The organism is Amycolatopsis sp. NPDC004625, assembly GCF_040609695.1.
In the GTDB taxonomy this organism is placed as follows: Bacteria; Actinomycetota; Actinomycetes; order Mycobacteriales; family Pseudonocardiaceae; genus Amycolatopsis.
On sequence record NZ_JBEXKX010000042.1, the window covers coordinates 25,158 to 42,541 of the forward strand.

Here is a 17,384-nt window from a genome sequence, read left to right on the forward strand (position 1 = left end):
GGGCGATGGCCCCGCGAGCGACCGTGGACGTCGAGTTCGCCGTCCGCGTCACCAAGCCCGGTCCTGCCGCGATCTCGGTCGCCGCGGCGCACGCCGACACCGAGGACCTCACCGTGTCCTGGCACGGCGAGAGCGAGCCCGTCGAGTTCGAGCACGGCGCCCGCGCCGAGGTCTTCGAGCTGCCCGCCGGCGAGCACCGCGTCACCTACCACGCCGAGCGGGCGCTGACCGAGCCCGAACCCGAGCCGGTCACCCTCGCCGACGTCGCCGTGTTCACCCGGCCGAGCCGGTACTGCCCGTCGGACCGGCTCGCCGGGCTCGTCCCGCCCGAACTGCTCCGGCTCAAGAGCGCCGAAAAGCAGGTCCAGGCCATCGTCCGGCACGTCCACGACCGGCTGTCCTATGTGGCCGGTGCGAGCCGGCCCACCGACGACGCCATCGACACCCTGCTGGCCGGCGAAGGCGTCTGCCGCGACTTCGCGCACGTCTGCATCTCCCTCTGCCGGTTCCTCGACATCCCCGCGCGCTACGCCGGCGTCTACGCGCCCGGGCTGGCGCCGATGGACTTCCACGCCGTCTTCGAGGCCGCCGTCGACGGGTACTGGTACGTCTTCGACGCCACCCGCCTCGCGCCGCGGCAGACCATGCTCCGGATCTCCACCGGCCGCGACGCCGCCGACACCGCGTTCCTCGCCACCCTCGGCTGCGAGCTCGACTTCCTCGGCAGCACCGTCTTCGCCACGACGGACGCCGCGCTGCCGGTCGACGACGGGTCCGGATCGGTCGTTCTGGGCTGATCCGCGTGTTGCCTGAGCGAAGACGGCCGCGGCTGGGTAGACAGTCTCCGTGAAGAGTTCCCCCAAGGCGCCGAGTCCCTGGGCCCGGGCGCGCGCCCGGTACCGGTGGCTGGACCACATCGCCCGCGCGACCAACCGCTACATCGACTCCGGCGGCTACCACTACGTCGCTTCGATCACCTACTTCAGCCTGCTGTCGCTGGTGCCGCTGCTGATGGTCGCCTCGTCGGTCGCCGGGTTCGTGCTGGCCACCCAGCCGCACCTGCTCGACACGATGGTCTCCGCCATCGTCAGGACGCTGCCCGGCGGCCTCGGCGGCAAGGCCACCGACCTGCTCACCGGCTTCGTGAAGCAGCGGACCAGCGTCGGCGTGGTCGGCCTGGCCATCGGCCTCTACTCGGGCTGGAACTGGATGAACGCGCTGCGGGACTCGCTGACGGCCCTGTGGGGGCAGAACCGGTCGGACCAGTCGCTGCTGCGGCTGATCCTCGTCGACCTGCTCGCGCTGCTCGGCCTGTCCGCGGCGCTGGTGGTGTCGTTCACGCTCACCATCTCCGGCACCGCGCTCGGCAGCTACCTGCTCCGGCTCGCCGGTCTCGACGACACCAGCTGGGGGCACCAGCTCGTGTCCGCGTCCTCGGTGCCGCTGTCGCTGACCGCCGACTGGCTGGTGTTCCTGTGGGTGCTGACCCGGCTGCCGCGGCAGAAGGTCGGCGTGCGCAGCGCGGTCCGCGGCGCGGTCGCGCTGGCCGTCGGGTTCGAGGTGCTGAAGCTGGCCGGCGGGTTCTACCTGCGGCTCATCAGCGACTCGCCGACCGGCATCGCCTTCGGTTCGGTGATCGGCCTGATCTTCTTCATCTCGCTCGTCGCGCGGCTGCTCGTGTTCGTGACGGCGTGGACCGCGACCGGCTCGGACGCGCCGCCGAAGCCGGTCCAGCCGCCGGCGCCGGTGGTGCTGAAGCCGGTGGTCGTGGTGGACCCGCCGCTGGCCGTGCCCGCCACGGTCGGCGTGGTCACCGGTGTCCTCGGCACCCTGCTCGCCCTCCGCCTGCGCCGCTCCCGTCGTGAGTGATAAGGCGGGTTAGAACCCGCCTTATCACTCACGAGCCGGGCTTCTCGGAACCGACCAGCCACATCGAGAAGTACTGTGAGCCGCCGCCGTAGGCGTGGCCGAGCGCGCGGCGCGCGCCGTCCACCTGGTAGTCCCCGGCCCGGCCCATGACCTGCTTGGCCGCTTCGGAGAACCGCAGCATGCCGGACGCGCCGATCGGGTTGGACGAGAGCACCCCGCCCGAGGGGTTGCACGGCAGCCGGCCGCCGATCGCCGTCTCGCCGGCCTCGGTGACCTTCCAGCCCTCGCCTTCGGGGGCGAACCCGAGGTTCTCCAGCCACATCGGCTCGAACCACGAGAACGGCACGTAGATCTCGGCGACGTCCACTTCGGACATCGGGTCGGTGATGCCGGCCTCGGCCCACAGCGCGGCCGCCGCCTCGCGCCCGGCCCGTGGGTTGACCTGGTCGCGGCCGGCGAACGTGGTCGGCTCGGTGCGCATCGCCGTCGCGTGCACCCAGGCCGCGCCGCCTTCGACGGCGTCACCGGCGGCCTCGTCGCCGAGCACCATCGCGCACGCGCCGTCCGAGGACGGGCACGTCTCGTCGTAGCGGATCGGGTCCCACAGCATCTGCGACGCCCGCACCGACTCGACGGTGATGTCCGGCTGCTGCAGGTGCGCGTACGGGTTCAGGGCGCCGTTGCGCCGGTCCTTCGCCGCGACGATCGCGCCGACGTGCTCGGGCGCCCCGGACCGGCGGATGTAGGAGCGCACGTGCGGCGCGAAGTAGCCGCCCGCGCCGGCCCCGACCGGCATCTGGAACGGCGGCAGGATCGACAGGCCCCACATCGCGTTCGATTCCGACTGCTTCTCGTAGGCCACCGTGAGCACCCGGCGGTGCACGCCCGCCTGGATCAGCGACGCCGCGACCAGGGCCGTCGAGCCGCCCACCGAGCCCGCCGTGTGCACGCGCAGCAGTGGTTTGCCGGTCGCGCCGAGCGAGTCGGCGAGGAACAGCTCGGGCATCATCACGCCCTCGAACAGGTCCGGGGCCTTGCCGAGCACGACGGCGTCGATGTCGGCCCACGCCACCTGGGCGTCGGTCATCGCGCGGTCGATCGCCTCGCGCAGCAGCCCCGGCATCGAGACGTCCTGCCGCTTGGCGCGGTGGTGCGTCTGGCCGGTGCCGAGCACGGCGGTGAGCTGCTTGGTCATCGGGCCTCCAGCACGGTCACCAGGTTCTGTTGCAGCGCCGGGCCGCTCGTCGCGTGCGCCACGGCCTTGCGGGATTCGCCCCGGTGGATGCGGGCGGCGGCCTCGCCGATGCGGGCGAGGCCGGCGGAGAACATCGGGTTCGCGGCGAGCGCGCCGCCCGAGGGGTTGAGCTGCACGCCGTCGCCGAGCCCGAGTGCGCTGCGCAGGATGAGCTCCTGGTGCGTGAAGGGCGCGTGCAGCTCGGCGAGGTCGGCGCCGTCGAGGTCCAGGGCCTTGGCGGCGGCCTCGGTGGACGGCGAACGCGTCAGGTCGCGGGCGCCGAGCACGGGGGAGTCGACGCGGTGTTCGATCCCGGCGATCACCGCGGGCCGCTCGACGATGTCGCGCGCGCGTTCCACAGTGGACAGGACGACCACGGCCGCGCCGTCGGTGATCGGCGCGATGTCGTGCCGGCGCAACGGGTCCGCGAAGTACGGTGCGTCGAGGAGCTCGGCGACGTCCCGGCCGGTGCCGCGCGCGGCCACCTCGGCGAGGTCCTTTTCGGACCACAGCCCGGCCTCCAGGCCCAGCCGCGCCTGAATTCCGGCGATCGAGACCGAGTCCGGCCACAGCGGGGTGACGACGTACGGGTCGAGCTGCAGGGCGAGGACCCGGCGCAGCTGCCCGGCGCTGGACTTGCCGAAGCCGTAGACGAGCGCCGTCTCGACCTCGCCCATCTTGATCTTCAGCCAGGCTTCGTAGAGGGCCCAGGCGGCGTCCATCTCGACGTGGGACTCGTGGATCGGCGGGAACGCGCCGATCGCGTCGACCGCGGCGATGAACGAGAACGCCCGCCCGGCCAGGTAGTCCGACGAGCCGGAGCACCAGAAGCCGATGTCCTGTTTGGACAGGCCGGTCTGCGCGAAGACCTCGGCGAAGATCGGGACGAGCATCTCCACGCCGTTGGTGGTGCCCGGGGTTTCGCGGACGTTGGGGGCCTTCGCGAAGCCCGCGATCGCGACGTCTGGCATCAGGACCTCACAGGTGGTGGGCGAAGGTTTCGTAAGCCGCGTCGGGCTCGCCGGTCGGCTCGAAGTGGCTGATGTTCTCCAGCGACGTCCACCACTGATCGCGCGGCTTCCAGGCGGCGCGCACGCGCATGCCCATCTTGACGTCTTCGGCGGCGCAGCCGAGCACGAGGTGCAGGAAGGCGATGTCGGCGCCGTCGAGCAGGATGTACGCGGCCACGTACGGCGGCTTGAGCCGCTGGCCGAGGAACGGGACGTTGACGATGCAGAACGTCGTCACGATGCCGGTGTCGGGCAGCTCGACCTCGTCGGTGGTCGGCACGCCGTCGGTCGGGCAGGCCCCGCGCGGCGGGATGTAGACCTTGCCGCAGGCGGGACAGCGCTGGCCGATCATCTTCCCCTCGGCGAGCCCGCGCAGGTAGGTGCTCTCCTCGGGCGAGGCGGAGTGCAGGTACTTGAGGTGCACCGGCGTGATGACGACGCTGACCGGCGCGCCCTCTTCGCGCTCGGCGACCGGGGGAGCGGGCTCGGTCGGCGCGGTGTCCTCGGCGTCCACCGGGAGGAAGTAGGCGATGTCCCGGATGTGCCCGACGGTCTCCTCGGCCCAGCGGACGCGCACCCGCTGTCCACTGTGGATGTTCTCCGGCGAGCCGGCGTCCACGGCGTGCAGCATCGGGGTGTCGGCCCCGTCGAGCCGGACGAGGGCCCAGGCGAACGGCCGGTTGAGCGGCTGCCCGTCGAGCGGCTCGGGGCACCACGACCAGGACACGATCGTGCCCTCTTCGCCCACCGGGACGAACTCGCCGAGCCGGTCGGCGGTCACGGGGTCGTACTCGACCGGCGGAACGTGCACCCGGCCGTCACTGCCGCGGATGCCTTCGATGCGGCGATCGCGCAACGCGGTGACGAACCGGCCGAGGACGGGCCCGGTCGAGCGGGTGTAGTCGAAGCCGACGTTCAGCGGTGCCGCAAGCGGTGTCTCGGTCACATCCTTGAGTGAAACATGTTCTCGATTCGGCGGCAAGATTCCCCCGCGGACTGGTCGTGTCAAAAGTGGAACATGTTCTAGGTCAGCGGCCATGGAAGTCCGGCTTGCGCTTCTCCGAGAACGCCCGCGGCCCCTCCTTGGCGTCCTCCGAAGCGAAGACCTCGATGCCGTACTGCGAGTCCAGCTTGAACGCCTCCTCCTCGTGGAGGCCTTCCGTGTCGCGGATCGTCCGCAGGATCGCCCGCACCGCCAGCGGCCCGTTCGCGTTGACCAGCGCGGCCAGCTCCAGGGCCTTCGCGAGCGCGGTCCCGTCCGGCACTACGTGGCCGATCAGCCCGATGGCCAGTGCTTCCGAAGCGGACAAATGCCGTCCGGTCAGCAGGATGTCCGCGGCCACCGTGTACGGGATCTGCCGTGGCAGCCGCACCGCCGATCCGCCCATCGGGAACAGGCCCCAGCGGGCCTCCGACACGCCGAAGCGGGCCGAAGCGCCCGCCACCCGGATGTCGGTGCCCTGGAGGATCTCGGTCCCGCCCGCGATCGCCGGGCCCTCGACCGCCGCGATCAGCGGTTTCGTCAGGCGGCGGCCCTTCAGGAGCCCCGGGATCCGCGAAGGGTCGAACTTGCCCGAGGCGAACGACTCCGACGGCGAACTGCGGGACATCGACTTCAGGTCCGCGCCCGCGCAGAACGCGCCGCCCGCGCCGGTCAGGATGCAGCTGCGGATGCCCTCGTCCGAGTCGACGCGGTCCCAGGCGTCGACCATGATCGCCATCATCTCGCCGGTGATCGCGTTGCGCGCCTCGGGCCGGTTCATCGTGACGACGAGGGTCTGCCCCTCCTGCGTCACCAGCGCGTGCGGTTCACCCACGAGAGACCTCCTGAAGGAGCAGTGCCATTGCCCGGAACGATAACATGTTCTACTTTGAGGGCGTGGCACTCAACATCGCGGATCTTCTGGAGCACGCCGTCGACGCCGTGCCGGAGCGCGTCGCGGTCGTGTGCGGCGACCGGCAGGTCACCTTCGCCGAACTGGATGCGCGGGCCAACCGGCTCGCCCACCACCTCGCCGCGCACGGCGTGGGACGCGGATCCCACATCGGGGTCTACTCCCGCAACTCGATCGAGGCCCTGGAGGCGATGATCGCGGCGTACAAGCTGCGCGCGATCGCCGTCAACGTCAACTACCGCTACGTGCACGGCGAGCTCGTCTACCTGTTCAACGACGCCGAGCTCGTCGCCCTCGTGCACGAACGCGGCTACGCCGACAAGGTGCGGGCCGCTCTGCCCGAGACGCCGAAACTGAAACACGTTGTCGTGATCGACGACGGCAGCGACGGCGACTACGACAGCTACGGCGGTGTCGACTACGAGGCCGCGCTCGCAGCGCAGTCCCCGGAACGGGACTTCGAGGAGCGGAGCGGCGACGACCTCTACATCCTCTACACCGGCGGCACCACGGGCTACCCGAAGGGCGTGCTCTGGCGGCAGGAGGACGTCTGGCGCGCGCTCGGCGGCGGGATCAACTTCGTCACCGGCGAATACGTCCCGGACGAGTGGACGCTCGCCGAGCAGGGCAAGGCCGGGAGCCTGAGCCGGCTGCCCGCCGCGCCGCTGATCCACGGCGCCGCGCAGTGGGCCGCCTTCGGTGCCCTGTTCACCGGCAGCCCGGTGATCTTCGTGCCGCGGTTCGACGCCCACGAGATCTGGAAGGCCGTGCAGGAGCACAAGGTCCAGGTCCTCACCATCGTCGGTGACGCGATGGCCCGGCCCCTTATCGAGGCCTACCACGAGGGCGGCTACGACGCTTCGTCGATCGTCGCCGTTTCGAGCCACGCCGCGCTGTTCTCGCAGTCGGTGAAGCAGCAGTTCGTCGAGATCGTGCCGCCCCACGCGCTGGTCACCGACGCGATCGGCGCGTCGGAAAGCGGCTTCACCGGGATCGGCGCGGTGGCCAAGGGGTCCGACCACAGCGCGGGCCCGCGGGTGAACTTCGGCCAGGACGCCGTCCTGCTCGACGAAGACGGCACCATCGTCGAAAAGAAACCCGGCGCGACCGGGCTGATCGGCCGGCGCGGGCACGTCCCGCTCGGGTACTACGGCGATCCCGAGAAGAGCAAGAAGATCTTCGTCGAGGTCGACGGCGTCCGGTACGTCGTGCCGGGCGACTACGCCCGCTACGAGGACGACGGCACCGTCACGCTGCTCGGCCGCGGCTCGCAGTGCGTCAACACCGGCGGCGAGAAGGTGTACCCGGAGGAGGTCGAAGGGGCGCTCAAGTCGCACCCCGACGTCTTCGACGCGCTCGTCATCGGCGTCCCGGACGACCGGCTCGGCCAGCGCGTCGCCGCCGTCGTCCAGCTGCGCGAAGGCGCCGAAGCCGACTTGGCCGCGATCGAGGGGCACGTCCGGGACCGGGTCGCCGGGTACAAGGTGCCGCGCACGGTGTGGCTGGCCGAGGAGATCGGCCGCTCGCCCAGCGGCAAGCCGGACTACCCGTGGGCCCAGCGCTACGCCGCCGGGCACGAACCGGCCGCGGCCCAGCCCGTCTGAGGAGGACAACACGTGCGGACACCCCTGTGCGACCGGCTCGGCATCGACCTGCCGATCGTCGGGTTCACCCCGTCGGAGCACGTCGCCGCGGCGCTCAGCCGCGCCGGCGGGCTCGGCGTGCTCGGCTGCGTGCGGTTCAACGACGCCGCCGAGCTCGACCGGGTGCTCACCTGGATGGACGAGAACACCGGCGGGAAACCGTACGGCGTCGACATCGTCATGCCGGCGAAGGTGCCCGCCGAGGGCACGCAGGTCGATCTGGCGAAGCTGATCCCGGACGGCCACCGCGCGTTCGTCGACCGCGTGCTCAAGGAGCTTTCGGTACCGCCGCTGCCGGACGACACCGACGAGCGCGCGGGCGTGCTCGGCTGGCTGCACTCGGTCGCCCGGTCGCACGTCGAGGTCGCGCTGAACCACCCGATCAAGCTGATCGCCAACGCGCTCGGCTCGCCGCCGGCGGACGTGATCGCCCAGTGCCACGACAAAGGTGTCCCGGTCGCGGCCCTCGCCGGGAAGGCCGAGCACGCGGTGCGCCACGTCGAGAACGGCGTCGACTTCGTGGTGGCGCAGGGCTACGAAGCCGGCGGGCACACCGGTGAGATCGCGTCCATGGTGCTGGTGCCGGAGATCGCCGACGCGGTCGACGTGCCGGTGCTCGCCGCGGGCGGGATCGGGTCCGGCCGCCAGGTGGCCGCGGCGCTCGCGCTCGGCGCGTCGGGCGTCTGGATGGGCTCGATGTGGCTGGCCACCGAGGAGTACCTGCAGACGATGGGCGAATCGGTGGCGATGCAGCAGGCGCTCGTCGCGGCGTCGTCGTCGGACACCGTGCGGACGCGCATCTACACCGGCAAGCCGGCCCGGCTGCTCAAGACCCGCTGGACCGAGGCGTGGGCCGCGCCCGACGCGCCCGAGCCGCTGCCGATGCCGCTGCAGAACCTGCTGGTTTCCCCCGCCCACAACCGGATCCACGCGGCGAACGACCCGAGCGTGGTGTCGATGCCGGTCGGCCAGATCGTCGGCCGGATGAGCTCGGTCCGCCGGGTCGCCGACGTCGTCGCGGAACTGGTGAGCGGCTACGAAGAAGCACTGTCCCGATTGGACAAGACGCGCTGAGCGAACGAGAAGGGGCCCCGCCGCGGCGGGGCCCCTTCGTCGTGCGTAACCGGTTACAGGGTGGCGGCGGCCGCGGCGATCTTCGACGCGAACGTGCTCACCTCGGTGTAGACGCCGGGGGCGTGCGCGCGGGCGCAGCCGTCACCCCAGGACACGATGCCGACCTGGATCCAGGCGTTGTTGGCATCGCGGCGGAACATCGGGCCGCCGGAGTCGCCCTGGCAGGTGTCGACGCCGCCGGAGGCCAGGTTGCCCGCGCAGATCTCCGCGCTCGGGATCAGGTCGGGGTAGCTGCCGCCCTGGGCGGCGCAGGTGGCGTCGTCGACGAACGGGACGGTCGCCTTCAGCAGGTACCGCTGCTGCGCGCCGCCTTCGCGGGCCGCGCCCCAGCCGGCCACGGTGAACGTGCCGGTGTTGTACGCGCTGGTCGTCGCGATCGGCATGGTCGACAGCCCGCTCACCGGGCTGGCCAGCTTGATCAGGGCCCAGTCGCCGCCGGTCGAGGTGCCGTAGGTGGGGGACTGGTAGACGTAGGTCGAGCGGATCTTCTGCGCGCTGGTGCTCTGCAGGTCGACGACGCCGACGGTCGCCGTGATCGAGGTGTTCGAACCCGTCCGGCTGACGCAGTGTGCCGCGGTCAGGACGATCTGCTTGGTGTAGAGGGCGCCGCCACAGCCCATGGAAAGCCGGACCATGAACGGGAATTCGCCCTGGGCGGCCCGCGTCCCGCCGACGACGTCGGTGGACGGCGGCTGGGCGGCGGTGGCGATCGCCGGCGTGGCGAACGACGCGGCCGCGGCGACCGCGGCCAGTGCGGTGGTGGCGTTTCTGAGCAGGGTGAACCAGCGCTTGGGAGCCAAGGGGATCAGTCCTTCCAGTGTCCACAGTGGAGACCGTTGCCGACGGCGGCCCCATGACTACACCAGGTGATCAAGACCGGGACAACCGACTTTCTTCGGATCTTTCGGGCAGTTGGGTGATTTCTCACCGGCGGATCCGGCGAACCCCGTAGGCCGAAGCGCCGAGCACGAGGGCGGCGCAGCCGGCCAGCACCGACGGCAACGGCAGGCTGAACGCCAGCACCACGCACCCGGCGAGGCCCAAGGCGGCCCGCGCCTTGCCCGGCAACGTGAGCGCCGCGGCGTTGGCGATCGCGTAGTAGGTCAGGACGGCGAAGGACGAGAAGCCGATCGCGGACCGCAGGTCGATCGACGCGGCGAGCACGGCGACGACGACGCCGACGGCGAGTTCGGCCCGGTGCGGGACGTGGTAGCGCGGGTGGACGGCGGCGAGGAACCGGGGGAGGTGCCCGTCGCGGCTCATCGCCAGCGTCGTGCGCGAGACGCCGAGGATGAGCGCGAGCAGCGAACCGAGCGCCGCCACGGCCGCGCCCACCCGGACGACCGGGGCGAGCCACCCCGGGACGGCCGCGGCGATCGGGTCCGGGCTCGCGGCGAGCGCGGCCGGGCCGAGCCGGACGAGCAGCAGCACCGCCAGGGCCGCGTAGACCACCAGGGCGATGCCGAGGGCCAGCGGGATGGCGCGCGGGATGGTCCGGGCGGGATCGCGGACCTCCTCACCGAGCGTCGCCAGCCGCGCGTACCCGGCGAAGGCGAAGAAGAGCAGCCCGGCCGCCTCCAGCACGCTTCCGCCACCCGGCCAGGCGACGAGCGGGCCGCCGCCGGACGGCCCGGCGGCCATCGCCACCCCCGCCGCGGTGAGCACGAGCAGCGTGCACGAGACGATCACCCGGGTCGCGAGCGCCGAGCGGTGCACGCCGAAGTAGTTGACCGCGGTGAGCGCGGCGACCACGGCGACGGCGAGCACGCTCCGCCACGGCTGCCCGAGCCCGGGGGCGGCGTAGGCGACGACGGTCAGCGTCATCGCGGCGCAGCTGGCCGTTTTTCCGGTGACGAATCCCCAGCCGGCCAGATATCCCCAGAATTCACCGAGCCGTTCCCGGCCGTACACGTAGGTTCCGCCGGATTCCGGGTGAATCGCGGCCAACCGGGCCGAGGACATCGCGTTGCAATAGGCGACGACGGCGGCGACGACCAGCGCGATGAGCAATCCGGCCCCGGCGGCGCGCGCCGCCGGGGCGAACGCGGCGAACACGCCGGCCCCGATCATCGAGCCCAGGCCCAGGAAAACGGCGTCGGCGAGGCCGAGCCGGCGTGCCAGCGGAGCGGGACGCATCCGGGTGATCCTCCAGGTATCGGGTGGTGTTGCGCGCCACAGCGAACCACGGCACGCCGGTAACCGAATAGGGTCAGTGCCGTGCCCGCCCCTTCGCGTCATGACCGCCTGTCCGCCGACGGCCCCGTGCTGGACGGGATTCCCGAGCACGGCCGGGTCCCGCGGTATTACGCGGTCAAGGTCGAACTGCTGGCGGTGATCGCGGAACTTGGCGAAGGCGCGGCGCTGCCGACGGAACGGGAACTGTGCGAACGGTTCGAGGTGTCGAGGGCGACCGTACGGCAGGCGGTCGGCGAGCTGGTGCTCGAGGGCAAGCTCAGCCGCCGCCAGGGCAGCGGCACCTACGTCGCCGGCCCGAAGCTCGTCCAGCCGCTGGCCTTGGTCAGCTACACCGAGGGCCTGCGGCGGCAGGGCATCCGGCCGGGCCGCAACGTCATCACGCTGGAGCGGCGCCTGGCCGGCCGGGCCCTGGCCGCCGACCTGCAGGTGACGTCGGACGCCGAGGTGTTCCACCTCGAGCGCGTGCTGCTGGCCGACGAGGAACGCGTGGGGCTGGAGTCGACATACCTCCTCGTCGACCGGTTCCCCCGGCTGCTGGAGGTGTTCGACCCCGAGCAGTCGTTGTACGCGTGCCTGAGCGAGCGGCTCGGCGTGGTGTTCGACGGCGCCGAGGAGCGGGTCGAGACGGTGCTGGCGACGCCGCGGGAGGCGTTGCTCATCGGGACGAACCCGGCGCTGCCGATGCTGCTGATGCACCGGATTTCGTGGGGGCCGGACGGGGTGCCGTTCGAGCGGGTGCGGTCCCTCTACCGAGGTGACCGCCTCAGCTTCACCACCCGCCTGGGTCGCACCGACTGAACGCCGGCAGCTTTCGTGGCGCCCTGATTTGGTAACAGAACGATAACTCATTCGATCCAATATTCGGGGCGTCTTCACCCTGCGTTAGCGGAAGGGCCAGCCGTCGTTGGCGCGCTCCGGACAGCGTGGGCGCCGTGCGAATCCTCATCGTGGGCGGCGGCGTGCTCGGCACGCTGCACGCCTGGCAGGCCGTCGAACGCGGCCACGACGTCGTCCAGCTCGAACGCGAACCCGAGGCCCGGGGCGCGTCCGTGCGCAACTTCGGCCTGGTCTGGGTCGGCGGGCGCGCGGCCGGGCCGGAACTCGACACCGCCCGGCGGGCGCGCGCCCTCTGGGCCCGGATCGGCGAGCGCGTGCCCGCCCTCGGCTTCCGCGCCAACGGTTCGCTGACCGTCGTCCGGACCGAGGCCGAACTCGCCGTCGCCCGCGAGGCGGCGGCAAGCGGCGGCGGTGAACGAGGATTCAAGGTGCTCGACGCCGCCGGGACGCGGGCGCTCAACCCGGCGCTGCGCGGCGAGTTCCTCGGCGCGCTGTGGTGCGAGCGCGATGCCGCCGTCGAGCCGCGGACCGCCCAGCCCGCCCTGCGCGCCGAACTCGCGAAGAGCGGTCGCTACACCTGGCGCCCGGGCCGGGAGGTCCGGCACCTGACCGGCACCGGCGTCGTCGACGACCACGGCGAGCGGCACGACGGCGACGTCGTCGTCTTCTGCACCGGCGCCTGGACCGGCGGGCTCGTCCGGGAGCTGGCCGGCGATCCGCCGGTGCGGAAGGTCCGGCTCCAGATGGCCCAGACCGAACCCCTGGGCGAACCGCTCACCACGAGCGTCGCCGACGGCGACAGCTTCCGGTACTACCCGGCCTACCGCGGTCCCGCGCTCGACACCCTCGAAACGGCGCAGCCGCAAGCCGAAACCGCGCGGGCCCACCGGATGCAGCTGCTGCTCGTCCAGCGGCTCGACGGCTCCCTGACCATCGGCGACACCCACGAGTACGACGAGCCGTTCGCCTTCGACGTCACCGAAGACCCCTACGACCACCTGGCGACCGTGGCCGGGGCGCTGCTCGGCCGTCCGCTGCCGCGGATCCGCCGCCGCTGGGCCGGGGTGTACGCGCAGACCGCCGACCCGGCCGAGGTCGTGCACCGCGCCCGCGTCGCGGCCAACGCCGTCCTGGTCACCGGTCCGGGCGGGCGCGGGATGACCTGCGCGCCCGCCATCGCCGAAGTCACCGCCGAGGAGCTGAACCTGTGACCCCCGAACTCGTCGTGCTCGACATGGCCGGGACGACCGTCGCCGACGACGGCCTCGTCGTGCGCGCCTTCACCACCGCGATCGGCACCGTCGGCGTCCCCGAAGAGCGGTACGCGGACATGCTCCGGTACGTCACCGAGACCATGGGCCAGTCGAAGATCACCGTCTTCCGGGCCCTCCTCGGCGAGGAAACCCTTGCGCAGCAAGCGAATGCGGCTTTCGAATCCGCTTACGGCGAGCTCGTCGCGGCGGGGGAGTGCGCGCCCCTGCCCGGCGCCGAAGACGTCGTCCGCCGCCTCCGCGAGGACGGCGTCAAGGTCGCCTTCACGACCGGGTTCGCGCCCGCCACCCAGCGGGCCATCCTCGACGCCCTCGGCTGGCAGGACCTCGCCGACCTCGCGCTCGCTCCCGGCGAAGGCGTCCGCGGCCGCCCGTTCCCCGACCTCGTCCTGACCGCCGCGCTGCGGCTCGGCGTCACCGACGTGCGGCGGATCGCCGTCGCCGGCGACACCGCGTCCGACGTCCTCTGCGGCCTGCGCGCCGGGGCGTCCGTCGTCGCCGGTGTCCTCACCGGCGCCGGCCGCCGCGACGACTTCGCCGGTGCCACCCACGTCCTCGCATCCGTCGCCGACCTCCCCGCCGTGCTCGAAGGAGAACCCCGATGAAGAAGACCCTCGCCGCCGTCCTCGCGGTGGCGCTGACCGCCCTGCTGGCCGCCTGCGGCGGCACCGGGGCCGCGAGCTCCGGCGGCAAGACCGTCACCGTGTACACAGTGGACGGACTGGAGGACTGGTACACCGCACGCTTCGCCGAGTTCAAGCAGCAGACCGGCATCACCGTCCAGGCGGTCACCGCCGGTTCCGGCGAGGTCGCGTCCCGGGTCGAGAAGGAGCAGGCCAACACCCAGGCCGACGTCCTCGTCACGCTGCCGCCGTTCGTCCAGCGCGTCGCCGGCCTGCTGCAGCCCTACACCCCGACGGGTGCGGACAAGGTGTCCGAAAAGGACGCTCAGGGCCGCTACTTCGCCGTGATGGACAACTACCTCAGCTTCATCCGCAACCCGCAGTCCACCGCCAAGACCTGGGACGACCTGCTTGACCCGAAGCTCAAGGGCAAGGTGCAGTACTCGACGCCCGGCGAGGCCGGCGACGGCACCGCGGTGCTCCTGCAGCTGCAGCACGTCCTGGGCGAGCAGGGCGCGCTCGACTACCTCGGCAGGCTGGAGGCGAACAACGCCGGGCCGTCGTCGTCCACCGGCAAGCTGCAGCCGAAGGTGGCCAAGGGCGAGCTGCTGGTGGCCAACGGCGACGTCCAGATGAACCTCGCCGAGATCGCCAAGAGCGGCGGCTTCGACGTGTTCTTCCCGGCCGACGCCCAGGGCAGGCGCTCGACGTTCGCGCTGCCGTACTACGCCGGCCTGGTGGCGAACGCGCCGCACGCCGGCGAGGCCAAGAAGCTGCTGGACTTCCTGTTCTCGCCCGAGGTCCAGGCGAAGGCCGCCGACGCGTACGGCATCCCGGGCCGCGCCGACGTCACCGCGGCCGGCCCCCACGCCGCCAAGATCAAGGCCGCGCTCGACGGCGTCGAAATCTGGCACCCGGACTGGTCCGCGGTCCTCGCCCGGCTGGACGCCGACCTGGCCGCGTACAAGAAGGCGGTCGGCCGGTGACCCCGGCCGTCGAGTGGCGCGGTGTGTCCGTCCACTTCGGACGTACGACCGCGCTCGACACCCTCGACCTGACGGTCGCCCGCGGCGAAACCCTGGCGCTGCTCGGGCCGTCCGGCTCCGGCAAGTCGACGGCGCTCAAGGCCCTCGCCGGGTTCGTCCGGCCCGGCGCCGGCCGCGTGCTGCTGGCCGGCGAGGACGTCACCGACCTCCCGCCGCACCGGCGCGGGCTCGGCGTCGTCGTGCAGAGCTACGCGCTGTTCCCGCACCTGCGCGTCGACGCCAATGTCGCCTTCGGGCTCAAAGCCCGGCGGACACCGCGCGCCGAGACCGCCCGGCGCGTCGCCGAAGTCCTCGACCTGGTCGGCATGGGTGCCTACGCCCGCCGGTTCCCGCGTGAGCTGTCCGGCGGGCAGCAGCAACGCGTCGCGCTGGCCAGGGCCCTGGCCATCCGGCCGCCGGTGCTGCTGCTGGACGAGCCACTGTCCGCATTGGACGCCGCCCTGCGCGAGGACATGATCGCGGAACTGCTGCGGCTGCGCGCCGAACTGCCGGACACCACGCTCGTCTACGTCACCCACGACCAGGGCGAGGCCCTCGCGCTGGCCGACCGCATCGCCGTGATGCGCGACTCGCGGCTGGTCGAAACCGGCCCGTGCGAGCAGCTCTACCGGCGCCCGGCCACGGAGTTCACGGCGAGCTTCCTCGGCGCGGCCAACCTCATCCCGGTCGACCTCGTCCGCGACGGCACGCCCGCGACCGTCCGGCTCGGCGGCCGCGTGCTGACCGCCGAACCGACCGGCGTGCTCGGGCCGGGCCCGGTCGCGCTGGGGGTGCGCCCGCACCGCGTCGGCGTCGGCACGCCCGGCGCGGACACCCTCCCGGCGCTGGTCCGGGCCGTGCAGTGGCGCGGCACCGGCTACCGCCTGGACCTGGAGCTCGACGGCGGCGCGCTGATCCGCGCCGAGGTCCCCGACGCCTTCCCGGTCGGAACGGCCGTCGGCGTCTCGATCCCCGACGGCTGCCCCCTGGTCGGAGTCACCTCATGACCGCCGTGGCGCTCGTGAGTGGTAAGGCGGGTTCTAACCCGCCTTACCACTCACGACGGGGTGGGGTGTGGTTGCTGCCGCCGCTGGTGGTGGTCGCGGTGTTCTGCGGCTACCCGCTGGTCCTGGTGGCCGGGCAGTCCCTGACCACGGACACCGGGTTCGGGTGGGCGGTGTGGGCGGAGGTGCTCGGCTCGGCGGAGTTCCGCGACGCCGCGTGGCAGACCGTGCTGCTCGCGCTCGGCGCCACGACCGGCTGCGTGCTGCTCGGCACGTTCCTCGCCCTGGTGATCGCGTTCGTCCCGTTCCCGGGCGCCCGGACGCTGTCGCGGCTGGTGGACACCGTGCTCGCGTTCCCGTCGTTCCTCATCGCGCTGGCCTTCACCTTCCTGTACGGCAGCGCGGGCGTCTTCGGCGCGGGCGCGTTCCTGTACTCGCCGTGGGGCGTGCTGCTGGCCGAGGTCACGTTCTACACGCCGTTCGTCATGCGGCCCGCGCTGGCGGCGTTCGGCCAGGTCCCGGGCGTGCACCTGGACGTCGCGGCGTCGCTGGGCGCGCGGCCGGGCCGGGTGCTGTGGCGGGTCGTGCTGCCCGCGGCGCTGCCGTCGCTGGCCGCGGGGGCGTGCCTGACGCTGCTGCTGGCGCTCAACGAGTTCGGCATCGTGCTGTTCCTCGGCGCGAAGGGCGTCACGACGCTGCCGATGCTGGTCTACGGCAAGGGGATCGTCACCTTCGACTTCCCGGCGGCGAGCGTCGTCGCGCTGGTCGACGTCGTGATTTCGCTGCTGCTGTACGGGAGTTACCGGGTCCTGGCGGGAAGGAGTCGCGGTGCTGCTGTGGACGCGGCGTAGCAAGGTGCTGCTGTGGCTGGTGTTCGGGGTGGTGTTCACCGTCGTGGTCGTGGCGCCGCTGGCGGTGATCGTGCTGGCGTCGTTCGCCGGGCACTGGACGGACGTGCTGCCCGGCGGGCCGACTTTCGGCCACTACGCGGACGCGTTGTCGGGGGAGACGTTCGCGAGCCTCTCGGTGAGCGTCCAGACGGGCGTGCTCGCGGGCGCGGCGGCCGTGCTGCTGGGCACCTGGGCGGCGCTGGCGGCCGAGACCGCGCCGCGGCGGCTGCGGCAGGTCGCCGGCACGCTGTTCCACCTGCCGATCGCGGTGCCGTCGGTGGTGCTGGGCCTGGCGCTGCTGGTGGCGTTCAGCCGGCCGCCGCTGGCGTTCAACGGGACGCGCTGGATCGTGCTGCTCGGGCACCTGCTGATCCTGCTGCCGTTCGCCTACAGCACCGTCTCGGCCGCGCTGGCCCGCGTCGACCCGCAGCTGGCCCAGGCGGCGGCGTCGCTCGGCGCGTCCCCCGTCCGGGTGCTGCTGCGGGTGCGGATCCCGGTGCTGCTCCCGGCGATGACGGCGTCGGCGAGCCTCGCGCTGGCGATGTCGATGGGCGAGCTGGGCGCCACGGTGATGCTGTACCCGCCGGACTGGCGCACGCTCCCGGCGAGCATCTTCGCGCTGACCGACCGCGGCCAGGTGTTCCTCGCCTCCGCGGCCACCGTGCTGCTGCTCGGGGTCACCCTCGCGGGGGTGGTCCTGCTCGGTCTGGCCCGCGGCCGGGCGGCTGCCCGGTGAGCGCGTGCAACCCGGCG

Annotated in this window: 17 protein-coding genes; 11 read left to right on the plus strand and 6 right to left on the minus strand. The window is 72.4% G+C overall.

Annotated features, from left to right (window positions below; all coding sequences use genetic code 11):
- Window positions 1–5: 5 nt before the first annotated feature.
- Both ABZW17_RS35500 and ABZW17_RS35505 read left to right on the plus strand, forming a co-directional pair.
- Window positions 6–797 (plus strand): transglutaminase family protein, encoded by a 792-nt coding sequence (locus ABZW17_RS35500; protein WP_354823881.1) that lies wholly within the window; start codon window positions 6–8, stop codon window positions 795–797.
- Window positions 798–846: 49 nt separating this feature from the next.
- Window positions 847–1,869 (plus strand): YhjD/YihY/BrkB family envelope integrity protein, encoded by a 1,023-nt coding sequence (locus ABZW17_RS35505; protein ID WP_354823883.1) that lies wholly within the window; start codon window positions 847–849, stop codon window positions 1,867–1,869.
- A gap of 28 nt (window positions 1,870–1,897) precedes the next feature.
- On the opposite strand, the gene ABZW17_RS35510 is transcribed toward ABZW17_RS35505, so the two are convergent.
- From ABZW17_RS35510 to ABZW17_RS35525, 4 genes are all read right to left on the minus strand, one after another.
- Entirely contained in the window at window positions 1,898–3,064 is a 1,167-nt protein-coding gene (locus tag ABZW17_RS35510; RefSeq protein ID WP_354823885.1) for a thiolase domain-containing protein, read from the minus strand.
- Window positions 3,061–4,074, minus strand: a complete 1,014-nt coding sequence (locus tag ABZW17_RS35515; protein WP_354823887.1) for a thiolase domain-containing protein — start codon at window positions 4,072–4,074, stop codon at window positions 3,061–3,063. The genes ABZW17_RS35510 and ABZW17_RS35515 overlap by 4 nt, the downstream gene beginning before the upstream one ends.
- Window positions 4,075–4,081: 7 nt before the next feature.
- Window positions 4,082–5,059 carry an OB-fold domain-containing protein gene (locus ABZW17_RS35520; protein ID WP_354823889.1) on the minus strand — a complete coding sequence of 326 codons (978 nt, stop codon included), beginning with the start codon at window positions 5,057–5,059 and terminating at the stop codon, window positions 4,082–4,084.
- An 82-nt stretch (window positions 5,060–5,141) separates the two neighbouring features.
- On the minus strand, window positions 5,142–5,930 hold the full coding sequence (locus ABZW17_RS35525; protein WP_354823891.1) for a crotonase/enoyl-CoA hydratase family protein: 789 nt from the start codon (window positions 5,928–5,930) through the stop codon (window positions 5,142–5,144).
- A gap of 62 nt (window positions 5,931–5,992) precedes the next feature.
- Between ABZW17_RS35525 and ABZW17_RS35530 the strand changes: the two genes are divergently transcribed.
- Both ABZW17_RS35530 and ABZW17_RS35535 read left to right on the plus strand, forming a co-directional pair.
- Window positions 5,993–7,612 (plus strand): acyl-CoA synthetase, encoded by a 1,620-nt coding sequence (locus tag ABZW17_RS35530; RefSeq protein WP_354823893.1) that lies wholly within the window; start codon window positions 5,993–5,995, stop codon window positions 7,610–7,612.
- Between the two features lie 12 nt (window positions 7,613–7,624).
- Window positions 7,625–8,725: a nitronate monooxygenase family protein gene (locus tag ABZW17_RS35535; protein WP_354823895.1), complete on the plus strand. Its 1,101-nt coding sequence runs from the start codon at window positions 7,625–7,627 to the stop codon at window positions 8,723–8,725.
- A 53-nt stretch (window positions 8,726–8,778) separates the two neighbouring features.
- On the opposite strand, the gene ABZW17_RS35540 is transcribed toward ABZW17_RS35535, so the two are convergent.
- The gene (locus tag ABZW17_RS35540) at window positions 8,779–9,585 is read right to left on the minus strand and encodes a serine protease (RefSeq protein ID WP_354823897.1); all 807 of its coding nucleotides are present in this window, start codon (window positions 9,583–9,585) and stop codon (window positions 8,779–8,781) included.
- Between the two features lie 124 nt (window positions 9,586–9,709).
- Window positions 9,710–10,921 carry an APC family permease gene (locus ABZW17_RS35545; protein WP_354823899.1) on the minus strand — a complete coding sequence of 404 codons (1,212 nt, stop codon included), beginning with the start codon at window positions 10,919–10,921 and terminating at the stop codon, window positions 9,710–9,712.
- Window positions 10,922–11,002: 81 nt separating this feature from the next.
- Between ABZW17_RS35545 and ABZW17_RS35550 the strand changes: the two genes are divergently transcribed.
- From ABZW17_RS35550 to ABZW17_RS35580, 7 genes are all read left to right on the plus strand, one after another.
- The gene (locus tag ABZW17_RS35550; protein ID WP_354823901.1) at window positions 11,003–11,779 is read left to right on the plus strand and encodes a GntR family transcriptional regulator; all 777 of its coding nucleotides are present in this window, start codon (window positions 11,003–11,005) and stop codon (window positions 11,777–11,779) included.
- A gap of 134 nt (window positions 11,780–11,913) precedes the next feature.
- The gene (locus ABZW17_RS35555; protein ID WP_354823903.1) at window positions 11,914–13,029 is read left to right on the plus strand and encodes a TIGR03364 family FAD-dependent oxidoreductase; all 1,116 of its coding nucleotides are present in this window, start codon (window positions 11,914–11,916) and stop codon (window positions 13,027–13,029) included.
- Window positions 13,026–13,694, plus strand: a complete 669-nt coding sequence (locus ABZW17_RS35560; RefSeq protein WP_354823905.1) for a phosphonatase-like hydrolase — start codon at window positions 13,026–13,028, stop codon at window positions 13,692–13,694. Before ABZW17_RS35555 ends, ABZW17_RS35560 begins: the two co-directional genes overlap by 4 nt.
- Entirely contained in the window at window positions 13,691–14,698 is a 1,008-nt protein-coding gene (locus ABZW17_RS35565; protein WP_354823907.1) for a 2-aminoethylphosphonate ABC transporter substrate-binding protein, read from the plus strand. The genes ABZW17_RS35560 and ABZW17_RS35565 overlap by 4 nt, the downstream gene beginning before the upstream one ends.
- A complete protein-coding gene (locus ABZW17_RS35570) occupies window positions 14,695–15,744 on the plus strand; it encodes an ABC transporter ATP-binding protein (RefSeq protein ID WP_354823909.1) in 1,050 nt (349 codons plus the stop codon). The genes ABZW17_RS35565 and ABZW17_RS35570 overlap by 4 nt, the downstream gene beginning before the upstream one ends.
- Window positions 15,741–16,592: a 2-aminoethylphosphonate ABC transporter permease subunit gene (locus ABZW17_RS35575; RefSeq protein WP_354823911.1), complete on the plus strand. Its 852-nt coding sequence runs from the start codon at window positions 15,741–15,743 to the stop codon at window positions 16,590–16,592. Before ABZW17_RS35570 ends, ABZW17_RS35575 begins: the two co-directional genes overlap by 4 nt.
- Window positions 16,570–17,367 (plus strand): ABC transporter permease subunit, encoded by a 798-nt coding sequence (locus tag ABZW17_RS35580; RefSeq protein ID WP_354823913.1) that lies wholly within the window; start codon window positions 16,570–16,572, stop codon window positions 17,365–17,367. The genes ABZW17_RS35575 and ABZW17_RS35580 overlap by 23 nt, the downstream gene beginning before the upstream one ends.
- Window positions 17,368–17,384: the final 17 nt, after the last annotated feature.

Bases quoted from the DNA above. Each gene is read 5' to 3' on its own strand.
- ABZW17_RS35565 (WP_354823907.1), top strand. From the start codon at position 13,691: ATGAAGAAGACCCTCGCCGCCGTCCTCGCGGTGGCGCTGACCGCCCTG.
- ABZW17_RS35500 (WP_354823881.1), top strand. From the start codon at position 6: ATGGCCCCGCGAGCGACCGTGGACGTCGAGTTCGCCGTCCGCGTCACC.
- ABZW17_RS35515 (WP_354823887.1), bottom strand. From the start codon at position 4,074: ATGCCAGACGTCGCGATCGCGGGCTTCGCGAAGGCCCCCAACGTCCGC.
- ABZW17_RS35575 (WP_354823911.1), top strand. From the start codon at position 15,741: ATGACCGCCGTGGCGCTCGTGAGTGGTAAGGCGGGTTCTAACCCGCCT.
- ABZW17_RS35545 (WP_354823899.1), bottom strand. From the start codon at position 10,921: ATGCGTCCCGCTCCGCTGGCACGCCGGCTCGGCCTCGCCGACGCCGTT.
- ABZW17_RS35510 (WP_354823885.1), bottom strand. From the start codon at position 3,064: ATGACCAAGCAGCTCACCGCCGTGCTCGGCACCGGCCAGACGCACCAC.